The 12,179-nt window shown below is 61.3% G+C and carries 11 protein-coding genes; 8 read left to right on the plus strand and 3 right to left on the minus strand.

What is annotated here, in order from left to right:
* Positions 1-213: 213 nt before the first annotated feature.
* On the minus strand, positions 214-972 hold the full coding sequence (locus tag BM062_RS02385; protein ID WP_092392655.1) for a COG4705 family protein: 759 nt from the start codon (positions 970-972) through the stop codon (positions 214-216).
* 35 nt (positions 973-1,007) lie between these two features.
* On the minus strand, positions 1,008-1,772 hold the full coding sequence (locus BM062_RS02390; RefSeq protein ID WP_092392657.1) for a COG4705 family protein: 765 nt from the start codon (positions 1,770-1,772) through the stop codon (positions 1,008-1,010).
* 206 nt (positions 1,773-1,978) lie between these two features.
* Here BM062_RS02390 and BM062_RS02395 point away from each other — a divergent pair, with 206 nt between their 5' ends.
* Positions 1,979-3,385: a glycerophosphodiester phosphodiesterase family protein gene (locus tag BM062_RS02395; RefSeq protein WP_217647552.1), complete on the plus strand. Its 1,407-nt coding sequence runs from the start codon at positions 1,979-1,981 to the stop codon at positions 3,383-3,385.
* Here the strand turns inward: BM062_RS02395 and BM062_RS02400 are convergent, their stop codons facing one another.
* A complete protein-coding gene (locus BM062_RS02400) occupies positions 3,386-4,165 on the minus strand; it encodes a CPBP family intramembrane glutamic endopeptidase (RefSeq protein ID WP_092392659.1) in 780 nt (259 codons plus the stop codon).
* Positions 4,166-4,489: 324 nt separating this feature from the next.
* Here BM062_RS02400 and BM062_RS02405 point away from each other — a divergent pair, with 324 nt between their 5' ends.
* The 7 genes from BM062_RS02405 to BM062_RS02435 all read left to right on the plus strand — a co-directional run bounded on the left by BM062_RS02405 (position 4,490) and on the right by BM062_RS02435 (position 11,925).
* Entirely contained in the window at positions 4,490-5,254 is a 765-nt protein-coding gene (locus BM062_RS02405) for an SDR family oxidoreductase (protein ID WP_092392661.1), read from the plus strand.
* A 39-nt stretch (positions 5,255-5,293) separates the two neighbouring features.
* The gene (locus tag BM062_RS02410) at positions 5,294-6,148 is read left to right on the plus strand and encodes a fumarylacetoacetate hydrolase family protein (RefSeq protein WP_092392663.1); all 855 of its coding nucleotides are present in this window, start codon (positions 5,294-5,296) and stop codon (positions 6,146-6,148) included.
* 16 nt (positions 6,149-6,164) lie between these two features.
* The gene (locus BM062_RS02415; RefSeq protein WP_092392665.1) at positions 6,165-7,442 is read left to right on the plus strand and encodes an L-fuconate dehydratase; all 1,278 of its coding nucleotides are present in this window, start codon (positions 6,165-6,167) and stop codon (positions 7,440-7,442) included.
* A gap of 46 nt (positions 7,443-7,488) precedes the next feature.
* Positions 7,489-8,265 (plus strand): SDR family oxidoreductase, encoded by a 777-nt coding sequence (locus tag BM062_RS02420; RefSeq protein ID WP_092392667.1) that lies wholly within the window; start codon positions 7,489-7,491, stop codon positions 8,263-8,265.
* A 19-nt stretch (positions 8,266-8,284) separates the two neighbouring features.
* Entirely contained in the window at positions 8,285-9,817 is a 1,533-nt protein-coding gene (locus BM062_RS02425) for a sugar ABC transporter ATP-binding protein (protein ID WP_092392669.1), read from the plus strand.
* Between the two features lie 47 nt (positions 9,818-9,864).
* Complete coding sequence (locus BM062_RS02430) at positions 9,865-10,905, plus strand: ABC transporter permease (RefSeq protein WP_175500853.1); 1,041 nt, start codon at positions 9,865-9,867, stop codon at positions 10,903-10,905.
* A gap of 81 nt (positions 10,906-10,986) precedes the next feature.
* Positions 10,987-11,925 carry an ABC transporter substrate-binding protein gene (locus BM062_RS02435; RefSeq protein ID WP_092392671.1) on the plus strand — a complete coding sequence of 313 codons (939 nt, stop codon included), beginning with the start codon at positions 10,987-10,989 and terminating at the stop codon, positions 11,923-11,925.
* Positions 11,926-12,179: the final 254 nt, after the last annotated feature.

Raw genomic sequence — 12,179 nt, forward strand, 5'->3', positions numbered from 1 at the left:
AAGCAATGATGCAATAAATTACACTTCGACGCATCGCCTTACATGCGTTAAATTTTGTTAAGACCATCAATTTATATAACGTTTGCATCAAGGAATGCCGATGCGGCAGTCGCCAAGGTAACAAACTGGACCTTGAAATGAGAAAATACGGCGGCCGGAGTATTGCTCCGGTCGCCGCATTGATTGGATGACGTGAGTATGCAGTACGAAGAATCAATGGGCCTGTTGCGCCGGCCTTTGCCGGAAAAACAGGATACAGCCCAGGATGAAGGCGAACAGCGCCAGCGATGCGGAATAGCGGCTTAACGCCAGGCCGCCGGCATTGAGAGGCTTGTCGAGGAAATCGCCGACCACCGCGCCCAGCGGGCGGGTCAGGATGAATGCGGCCCAGAACAGCGCGGTGCGCGATATGCGGGTTCTGTAGTAAGCCAGCACCAGCAGCGCCAGCAGTCCGCCGAACAACAGCGCGGCGCCGGTGTAGCCGAGGCCGGCGGTATCCGCGGTCCAGTCGCCCAGCGCCGTGCCCAGGGTCTGGGAAAACATGATGGTCAACCAGTAAAACATCTCGGCCTTGGGGGTGTTGACGGTCGCTACCGATATCGTGCCAAGCGTGCGGTGCCAGATCGCCAGCGACGCCATCAGCAGGATAAACAGCAGGGAACTGCCGCCGGCATAGCCGATACCGAGCGAACGGTCGGCAAAGTCCGCCAGCGTGGTGCCTACCATGGTGGTGGCGATGATGGTGGCCCAGTACAGGAACGGGTGGAAACCCTTGGCCCTGACCTGGGCAAACACGGCAACCAGGAAGACTGCCGCGAAAATGGCGGTGGCCACCAGGTAGCCGAGGTTCATCGACATGGAGACGGCGTCGCCGCCGGTTTCACCTAGCGTGGTGGCGGCTATCTTGATGATCCAAAAGAGCAAGGTGACCTCCGGGACCTTGCTCAGGCTGCGTTCGAGAGACTGGTTCATGCGGATTTCCTTTCGATATCAGGTCTGTTGCCTGGTTATTGCTTCAGGCGTTGCGGGACCAGCGACAGATAAGTAACCATGCCGACGATCAGCGCCAGGAAAACGATGCTGGCTTCTATCGTGCCGAAGCCCAGGCCGCCATTGCTTGCCGGTTGCGACAGCAGGTCGCCGCAGGATGCGCCGAAAGGGCGCGTCAATACATAGGCTACCCAGAAGCAGGCCACGGCGTCGGCCTTGAACACGTAGCGGAACAAGGCGACTGCCGCAATCAGGCCGCCGAACAGCAGCGCGGAATTGGCGTAGCCGAGTTGCAAGCCTTCGGCCAGCCAGTCGCCGGCTGCAGTGCCGAGGGCGAAAGTGAATAAGATCGCGGCCCAGTAAAACAGTTCACGCCTGGGGCTGTCGATTGACTGGATGGAAAGTGTTTTTTCCTGTGCATGCCAGACGGCGAAAGTGGCGATCAGGGCTATGCTGAACAAAGCGGTCGAGGCCGCCAGCGGTACATTGAGCTGGTCAGTCAGGTTGTCGGTGACCAGGGTGCCGAATACGCTGACGAACACCACGGTGATCCAGTACAGCGCAGGCACATAGCGGCTGGCGCGCAGCTGGAACAGCAGCGCGACGATAAACAACATGCCCGTCAGCGCGGTAGTCGCGGCCAGGCCGAAATGCAGATTGGCATTCAAGAAATCCGCGGCTGTCTCGCCGACCGTGGTGGACATCATCTTGATGATCCAGAACAGCACGGTGACTTGCGGTACCTTGTTCAGCCAATATCTTGCGCCTGGCAGTGTGTTCATGACGGCCTCCGGAGTGGATGGTTGCAAATGGGTCGTTGCAGGCAGTCTGGAACCCCAGACTTAGCTCAACCATAGTGCATGCCATCCAGCCGCCGTCAGGAGCGCAAGCGTGCGGCCGCGCGATGGCGGGAGAATTGCCGTCTGTCATCAGGTGGTCATCGAAACAATCGATAATCGACGGACTTTATACTCAAGCCCACATCGCCATGCATCCCACAAACACTCGTTCCGCCTCCCGTTCTATCCTGATCCTGACCCAGCTCGCGGCCGCCGCCGCGCTGGCCGCCTGCGGTGGCGGCGACAGCGGCAACGGCAACCTTGGCGCCGCCAAGTTCCAGACCCTGGACGGCGCAATGCCGCTGGTGATCGGCCATCGCGGGTTGCCAGGGCTGTATCCGGAAGAGACGCAGCCGTCTTATGAAGCCGCAGCTGACGTCGGCGCCGATTCGCTGGAAGAAGACCTGCACCTGACCAAGGATTGCGTGCTGGTGGCCCGCCATAATCCGTGGTTGAGCGATAACACCAACATTGCCACGGTAGCCCAGACCAACGCCACGGTGGCGGCCCGCAAGCGCACGGTGCCGGGCGTGCTGGTGAACGTCAGCTATTCGCTCGCCGCCTACGGCGGCCCGGCGCAGTACCTGAGCGACCTGACCGATCCCAATGATCCGAAATCGGTGCTGAAATCGCTGGTGGTGGACGGCGAGGACCATACCGGCGACTGGTCGATTACCGACTTCACCGTGGCCGAGCTGAAACAATGGATAGGCGGCACCACCTACGACGCTCGCGACCTGCGGCCGACGGCGCTGAACGGTAAATATCCGATCCTGACGATGCAGGAAATTATCGACATCGCCAAAGCCAAGGGCGCCGCCAGCGGCCGCACGATTACGGTCTACCCGGAATCGAAGAATCCGTACTGGAACAACGCGCAAGCCATCGCCAACGGCTGCGGCAGCGGCAAGCACCCGTTCGAAGACGCGATCATCAAGCTCATCAAGGACAACAACCTGAACAGCAAAACGGCGCCGATCTATGTGCAGAGCTTTGATCCGGCCAGCCTGAAGTACATGCGTTCGGCCGGCCTGAATACGAAAATGGTGCAGCTGGTCGACGGCAACGACGTCAACTACAAGACCGGCGAGATGATTTACCAGACCAACGATGTCTACAACTTCGTGGATGGCCGTCCGTACAGCTGGACGCTGGCCGGCGACGGCCGTTATTTCGGCGCCATGCTGACCCCGGCAGGGCTGGCCGAAGTCAAGACCTATGCCGATGGCATCGGCCCATGGAAGCCGCAGGTGATGGCGCATACCATCGTGCCGTTCAAGGCGACCAATGCCGACGGCACGCCGTATACCGGCTCACTGGCCGACGTCAACACGATCACGCCGACCAGCCTCATCGCCGATGCGCACAAGGCTGGCCTGTTCGTGCATTCCTATACTTTCCGCAACGAGCAAAAGTACCTGGCCGGCATCTACAAGGGTGATCCGAGCGCGGAATTCCTGACTTACTTCCGGGCTGGCATCGACGGTGTGTTCACCGATTTCGCCAACACCGGGGTAGCCGCGCGCGCTTCCTTCATCAAGGAAAGCCAGCAGTAATCAGGCCCAGGCGGCGGACAGCAGCATCACCGCCGCCACCTCCAGCACATCGCCGACACCATGCGCGATCATCGGCGCCAGCAGGCTGCGCGAGCGTTCCATCAGCCAGACATAGGTCAGGCCGAAGAGGAAGGCGTAGAGCTGCTGGGCCACCGCCTGGTATAGCGGGTCGTTGAAAAAACTGCCGTAATGGGCGGCGCCGAACAGCAGGCCGACGATCACGCCCGACACCGGGATCTCGAACTGCGCCAGGCGCACCCGTCCAGGCACCAGCACCGTCAGCATGCCGACCAGCACGCCGCGGAAAATGATTTCTTCGTTGGGGCCGGCGGCGAACATCACTGCCAGCCAGCCGGGAATGCCGAGCGCGGTCATCTCGTAGCCGCCCTGCGGTGCGGTGCGGCTGAGCAGCTGCGGCCAATAGTCCGCCACCAGCATCAGCAGCGCCATGCCGGCGCCGATCAGCACGGCCAGGCCGGCGTAGCTGCGCCGCGGCGGCCAGCGCAGGTACGGATCGGCCTGCGGCAGGCAGCGCCGCATGATCGCGACGGCCATCAGTCCGACTGCAACCTGGAACAGCTCGGCCAGGCCGACGAAGGCCCAGACCTGATGGTGGAACCAGCCAGGCTCATGCTTGAACAGCCAGCGTGCGGCTTCGCGCGCCGGCCAAAGCATGAGCTGCATCAGGATCGCGGCAAGCACGATCGGCCACAGGCGGAACTTGAATCCGGTAATTTGAAACAGCGGGCGTCGGGGCGCCAGGGCGGTGGTATCGGTCATGGATTGACGATGTCAGGGAGCGGCACAGGCTTGCGCATGGATATGGCGGGTTCCTGGCGCAAGGATGCAACTGGGCGTTTGCTGGAAACTGGGCATGCTGAGAAAGGGGCGGGTGGTTATGCGTTGCATATTGCAGCATATCGTTACCTGAAGGCAAGGTGCCTCTGGTCCCGGCGGCAGGCGGCCGGCAATTATGTATTGCAAAGCCAAAATTTAACCATTATGATTGCCTCAAGCGAATTGGTCCAACCAATGGACCTATAGACCGATTGCCATCAATCGGCAGGCAAGTCCCGCACAATAAACAATACGGAGACAGTGTTCATGAGGCTTCAAGGAAAACGCATCCTGGTGACGGCGGCAGGCCAGGGCATAGGACGCGCCAGCGCCCTGATGTTTGCGCGCGAAGGTGCGCAGGTGCTGGCGACCGACATCAACCAGGACGCACTGGACCAGACCGCCGCGCTGGCCCGCGCCGCCGGCGCCGAGCTCGGCACCCGCCATCTCGACGTCACCGACGCCAAGGCCGTGGCTGCATTGGCGCAGGCAGGTTCACCTTTCAACGTGCTGTTCAATTGCGCCGGTTTTGTCCACCACGGCAGCATCCTCGATTGCAGCGAACAGGATTGGCAGTTTTCCTGGGACCTCAACGTTTCGTCCATGTACCGCCTGATCCGCGCGCTGCTGCCGGGCATGCTGGCGCAGGGCGGCGGCTCCATCATCAACATGGCGTCAGCCGCGTCCAGCGTCAAAGGCGTGCCCAACCGCTTCGTCTACGGCGCCACCAAGGCAGCAGTAATCGGCCTGACCAAGGCGGTGGCGGCGGATTTTGTCGCCAAGGGCATCCGTTGCAACGCGATCTGTCCCGGCACCGTGGAATCGCCTTCCCTTGAGGCCAGGATCAAGGAACAGGCGCGCCAGCAAGGCGTGCCGATTGCAGAAATCGAAGCTGCATTTGTCGCCCGCCAGCCGATGGGACGGGTGGGCAAGGCCGAAGAAATCGCCGCGCTGGCCCTGTACCTGGCTTCCGACGAATCTTCCTTCACCACCGGCGCCATCCATCTGATCGATGGCGGCTGGTCCAACTAATCAATCCCTGTTGCATGACATCACGATGAAAGCGAAACCATGAAGTTGTTGAGATACGGCCAGAAAGGCCAGGAAAAACCCGGCGTGCTCGATGCACAGGGGCGCGTGCGCGACTTGTCTGGCGTGGTGGCGGATATCGCCGGCCGCTTCCTGACACCGCCGGAGCTGGATAAATTGCGGGCGCTGGACCTGGACAGCCTGCCGCTGGTGGCCGGCGCGCCGCAGCAGGATTTGCGCCTCGGACCTTGCGTCGGCGCCGTCGGCAAGTTCATCTGCATCGGCTTGAACTATTCCGACCACGCCGCCGAATCCGGCATGGACGTGCCGGCGGAACCGGTGGTGTTCAATAAATGGACCAGCGCGATCTGCGGCCCGGACGACGACGTCGAAATCCCGCGCGGTTCCCTGAAGACCGACTGGGAAGTGGAACTGGGCGTGGTGATCGGACAGGGCGGCCGCTACATCACTGAAGCCGACGCCCTTAAGCACGTCGCCGGTTATTGCGTGATCAACGACGTCTCCGAGCGCCAATACCAGCTCGAACTGGGCGGCACCTGGGACAAGGGCAAGGGCTGCGATACCTTCGGCCCGCTCGGCCCGTGGCTGGTGACCGCCGACGAAGTGGCCGACCCGCACGCCCTCGGCCTGTGGCTGGAAGTGGACGGCCATCGCTACCAGAACGGCAATACCTCGACCATGGTGTTCCAGGTGCCGGCGCTGGTGAGCTACCTGAGCCGCTTCATGAGCCTGCAGCCAGGCGACGTGATTTCCACCGGCACGCCGCCCGGCGTCGGCCTAGGGCAAAAACCGCCGCTCTACCTGCGCGCCGGCCAAGTGATGCGGCTCGGCATTGACGGCCTGGGAGAGCAGCGCCAACGCACCATCTCACTTTGAACCAGAGAGAACCACGATGACGACAATTCGATCAATACGCGTACTGGATGTGCGGTTCCCGACCTCGCAAATGCTGGACGGTTCGGATGCGATGAACCCGGACCCGGATTATTCCGCCGCCTACGTCGTTCTGGAAACCGACCAGCCCGGGCTGGAAGGCCACGGCCTGACTTTCACCATCGGCCGCGGCAATGAAATTTGCTGTGCCGCGATCAAGGCAATGGAACACCTGGTGGTCGGCCTCGAGCTGGACTGGATCAGCGCCGACATGGGACGCTTCTGGCGCCACATCACCTCCGACAGCCAGCTGCGCTGGATCGGCCCCGACAAGGGCGCCATCCACCTGGCTACCGGCGCCGTGGTCAATGCCGTCTGGGACTTGTGGGCCAAGGCGGAAGGCAAGCCGCTGTGGCAGCTGGTGACCGACATGTCGCCGGAAGAACTGGTGCGCGCCATCGATTTCCGCTACCTGACCGACTGCATCACGCCGGAAGAAGCGCTGGCCATGCTGCGCGAGCAGGAGCCGGGCAAGGCTGAACGCATCCGTTCGCTGCAGCAGGACGGCTACCCGTGCTACACCACCTCCGCCGGCTGGTTAGGTTATGACGACGCCAAGCTGCGCCGGCTGTGCCAGGAAGCTGTCGACAACGGCTTCAACCATATCAAGCTCAAGGTTGGGCGCGACCTGGAAGACGATATTCGCCGCGTCACCATCGCCCGCGAAGTGATCGGCCCGGAGCGGCAGCTGATGATAGACGCCAACCAGGTGTGGGAAGTCGAGCATGCCATCGACTGGGTCAACGAACTGGCGTTCGCGAAACCCTGGTTCATCGAAGAACCGACCAGCCCGGACGACATCGAAGGCCACCGCAAAATCCGCGAAGGCATCGGCGCAGTCAAGGTCGCCACCGGCGAAATGTGCCAGAACCGCATCATCTTCAAGCAGTTCATCATGCGCGGCGCGATCGACGTGGTGCAGATCGATTCCTGCCGCCTGGGCGGCGTCAATGAAATACTGGCGGTGCTGCTGATGGCGGCCAAATACAAGCTGCCGGTGTGCCCGCATGCGGGCGGCGTCGGCCTGTGCGAATATGTGCAGCACCTGTCGATGATCGACTATGTCTGTATTTCAGGCAGCAAGGCAGGGCGCGTCACTGAATATGTCGATCATTTGCACGAACACTTCGTCGATCCCTGCGTGATCCGCAATGCGTCCTACATGCCGCCGACGGCGCCGGGTTTTTCGATTACGATGAAGCCTGAATCGCTGCAGCAATACCAGTTCCGCGGCTAGCAAAGCGCATACTGTAAATAAAACAAATAAGAATGGAGACGGCAAAGTGGATCTACATCTGGCTGGAAAGGTAGTGATCGTGACCGGCGGCGGCGCCGGGATAGGCGCTGCGATCTCGCTGCAGCTGGCGGCAGAAGGCGCGATTCCGGTGATCCTGGGCAAAAGCCAGCCGGCGCCTGAATTCAAGACGGCGTTGCTGGCTTTGCAAGACAAGGCGCTTATCCTCCAGCTCGACCTGATGGATGAGGACAAGTGTCGGCAAGCCGTGGAACAGGCCGTTGGCGAATTCGGCCGGCTGGACGGCCTGGTGAACAACGCCGGCATCAACGACAACATCGGCCTCGACGCCGGGCGGGCCGCCTTCGTGCTGTCGCTTGAAAAAAACCTGATCCACTACTACACGATGGCGCACTTCTGCGTACCGCACCTGAAAGCCAGCCGCGGCGCCATCGTGAACATTTCTTCAAAAACCGCCGTCACCGGCCAGGGCAACACCAGCGGCTATTGCGCCGCCAAAGGTGGCCAGCTGGCGCTGACGCGCGAATGGGCCGCCGCGCTGGCGAACGACGGGGTACGGGTCAACGCCGTGATCCCGGCCGAAGTGATGACGCCGCTGTACCGCAACTGGATCGCCAGTTTCGACAATCCGGAGCAGAAACTGGCCGCGATCACCAGCAAGATACCGCTCGGAAAACGGCTCACCACGGCCGAAGAGATTGCAGACACCGCGGTATTCCTGTTGTCGCAGCGCGCCGCGCATACGACCGGGCAATGGGTCTACGTGGACGGCGGCTATAGCCATCTCGACCGCGCCTTGACCTGAATGCATCATGAGGGCAGATATGCAGCAACCAGAAATTCCTACGCCTGACTGCCTTATTTCGCTGGAAAACGTGACCAAGCGTTTTCCCGGCGTGCTGGCGCTCGACAATTGCCGCTTCGACCTGATGCGCGGCGAAGTCCATGCGCTCATGGGGGAAAACGGCGCCGGCAAATCGACGCTGATGAAGGTGCTGGCGGGCGTGTATCCCAAGGACAGCGGCGAGATCCGCATCGAAGGGCTGGCGGTCGAGATTCCCACGCCGCGCGCCGCGCAAGCGCTGGGCATCGGCATCATTCACCAGGAACTCAACCTGATGAACCACCTGAGCGCCGCGCAAAACATTTTCATCGGCCGCGAGCCGCGCGGGCGCTACGGCCTGTTCCTTGACGAAGAAGCCCTGAACCGACAGACCAAGGCGATTTTTGAGCGCATGCGGCTGGACCTCGATCCAGGCACGCTGGTGAGCGAACTGACGGTGGCCAAGCAGCAGATGGTGGAAATCGCCAAGGCGCTGTCCTTCGATTCGCGCGTGCTGATCATGGATGAACCTACGGCGGCGCTCAACAATGCGGAAATCGAAGACCTGTTCCGCATCATCCGCCAGCTGCAGTCGCATGGCGTCGGCATCATCTACATCTCGCACAAGATGGACGAACTGCGGCAGATTTCCAACCGTGTCACCGTCATGCGCGACGGCAAATACATCGCCACCGTGCCCACCGCCACCACCTCCATGGAAACCATCATCGGCATGATGGTGGGACGCCAGCTCGACAACAGCGGCCAGGCCATTCCCGACACCTCCGGCAACGAGGTCGTGCTGGAGGTCAAGGGGCTGCAGCGCGGCGCGTTCGTCAAGGATGTGAGTTTCAGCCTGCGCAAAGGAGAGATCCTCGGTTTCGCCGGCCTGATGGGCGCCGGCCGCACCGAGGTCGCGCGCGCCATCTTCGGCGCCGACCGCCTCGACGCCGGGGAAATCCGGGTGCACGGCGCCACGGTGAGCATCAAGTCGCCCCGGGATGCGGTGGCGCACGGCATCGGCTACCTGTCGGAAGACCGCAAGCACTTCGGGCTGGCGACCGGGCTGGACGTCAAGACCAACGTCGCCATGTCCAGCATGAACCGGTTCCTGACCCAGGGCTTGTTCCTGGACCAGGCCGCGATCCGCGACACCGCCCAGGATTTCGTGCGGCAGCTCAGCATCAAGACGCCGTCGGTGGATCAGCCGGTGCGGCTGCTGTCCGGCGGCAACCAGCAAAAGATCGTGATCGCCAAATGGCTGCTGCGCGATTGCGACATCCTGTTTTTCGACGAACCGACGCGCGGCATCGACATCGGCGCCAAGAGCGAAATCTACAAGCTGCTCAATACGCTGGCGGCAGAAGGAAAGGCGATTGTCATGATCTCGTCGGAACTGCCGGAAGTGCTGCGCATGAGCCACCGCATCCTGGTCATGTGCGAGGGCCGGGTGACCGGCGAGCTGGCGGCCGCCGAAGCCTCGCAGGAAAAGATCATGCAGCTGGCTACCTTGCGCGAACCCGCGGCGGCCTGAGACCAGGATAACGCCTGCCGAATAACTTACATCGAATGAAGACCACCATGGCAAATACCCAGAATCCATTGTCGCAAACAAAGCCGCCCTTGGCCGGGCAAGGACCGCTCGCGGCGCTCAAGGCAAAGATATTCCATCCTGCGACACGGCAGAAACTGCTGGCGTTCGCCAGCCTGCTGGCGCTGCTGGTGTTTTTCAGTTTTGCATCGCCGAACTTCCTGGAGATCGATAACCTGGTGAGCATCTTGCAGTCGACTGCCGTCAACGGCGTGCTGGCGATTGCCTGCACCTTTGTCATCATCACTGCCGGCATCGACCTGTCGGTCGGCACTCTGATGACTTTTTGCGCGGTCATGGCCGGTGTTTTCCTTACCTATTGGGGCATGCCGCTGTACGTCGGCATCGTTGCCGCGATCGTGTTCGGCGCCTTGTGCGGCTGGATTTCCGGCGTGCTGGTGGCCAAGCTGAAGATCCCGCCCTTCATCGCCACGCTGGGCATGATGATGCTGCTCAAGGGCTTGTCGCTGGTGATCTCCGGCACCAAGCCGATCTACTTCAACGACACGGAGGGATTTTCGGCCATCTCCCAGGATTCCCTGATCGGCAGCCTGATTCCCGCCTTGCCGATCCCGAATGCGGTGCTGATCCTGTTCCTGGTCGCGATCGCCGCCGGCATCGTGCTCAACAAGACCATCTTCGGCCGCTACACCTTTGCACTGGGCAGCAATGAAGAAGCGCTGCGGCTGTCGGGCGTCAACGTCGATTTCTGGAAAGTCGCGGTGTATACCGTCGGCGGCGCCATCTGCGGCATCGCCGGGCTGCTGATTGCGTCGCGCCTGAACTCGGCGCAGCCGGCGCTGGGGCAGGGTTATGAGCTGGACGCGATTGCCGCTGTGGTGATCGGCGGCACATCGCTTTCGGGCGGCACCGGCACCATCCTCGGCACCATCATCGGCGCTTTCATCATGAGCGTGCTCATCAACGGCTTACGCATGATGTCGGTGGCGCAGGAATGGCAGACCGTGGTGACCGGCGTCATCATCATCCTGGCGGTCTACATGGATATCCTGCGCCGCCGGCGCCAGTGAAAGGAAGAGCAGGTTTTGCAGGCGATGTTACGGGTTGCTGCAGCGGGCCCACCGTTTTACAACCACAAGAGGAGACTTGAAATGATAAAGAGAAGAGCAGTGAACATTGCCGTCGGCCTGGCGCTTGCGCTGGGATTCAGCGCCGCGGCGGTAGCCGAGGATATCTATATTCCGCTGATCTCGAAAGGCTTCCAGCACCAGTTCTGGCAGGCGGTGAAGGCCGGTTCGGAGCAGGCGGCCAAGGACTACAATGTCAAGGTGTCGTTCGAAGGACCGGAAACCGAAGCCATGGTCGACAAGCAGATCGACATGCTGTCGGCGGCGCTGGCCAAGAAGCCCAAGGCCATCGGATTCGCCGCGCTGGACAGCAAGGCGGCCTTGCCATTGCTGAAGAAAGCCCAGGCCGCGCATATCCCTGTCGTTGCGTTTGACTCGGGCGTGGACAGCGATATCCCTGTGACCACCGCGACCACCGACAACAAGGCGGCAGCCGCGCTGGCGGCCGACAAGATGGCCGAGCTGATCGGCAAGGAAGGCGAAGTTGCGGTAGTCGCGCATGACCAGACCAGCCGTACCGGCATCGACCGCCGCGACGGTTTTGTGGAACGCATGAAGGCGTATCCCAAGATCAAGATCGTCAGCATCCAGTACGGCGCCGGCGACCAGCTGAAATCGACCGAGATCACCAAGTCCATCCTGCAAGCCTATCCACGCCTCAAGGGCGCGTTCGGCACCAATGAAGGCTCGGCGATCGGCGTGCTGAACGGCGCCAAGGAAATGAAGCGCAAGCTGGTGATCGTCGGCTACGACTCCGGCAAGCAGCAGAAGGATGCGATCAAAGACGGCAGCATGGCCGGCGCCATCACCCAGAACCCGGTCGGCATCGGCTACAAGACGGTAGAAGCCGCGGTCAAGGCGCTCAAGGGAGAAAAACTGCCCAAGGTGATCGACACCGGTTTCTACTGGTACGACAAGAGCAACATCAACGATCCCAAGATCGCTGCTGTGCTATACGACTGATATGGCGACAGAAATGCCGTAGAGCGATTGTCAGTAGAGTGCAGAAAATCCAGGCTTGAACGCCTGGATTTTCTATCGGTGTGTAAAGGTGAGGTGTACTGCAACCGCCATGGCAATGGTGATCGCGACGGCCACTCCAAACGCGGTAAGGAGTAGGGCGTAATAGATTCTATGGTTTTCGTCAAATTTTTATGGGAACGAGATGAGGGTCGAAGCTTGATCCGTTCTTCGTCAAGATGTAAGCGATGCGCAGG

Source organism: Collimonas sp. OK412 (assembly GCF_900112135.1).
In the GTDB taxonomy this organism is placed as follows: domain Bacteria; phylum Pseudomonadota; class Gammaproteobacteria; order Burkholderiales; family Burkholderiaceae_D; genus Collimonas; species Collimonas rhizosphaerae.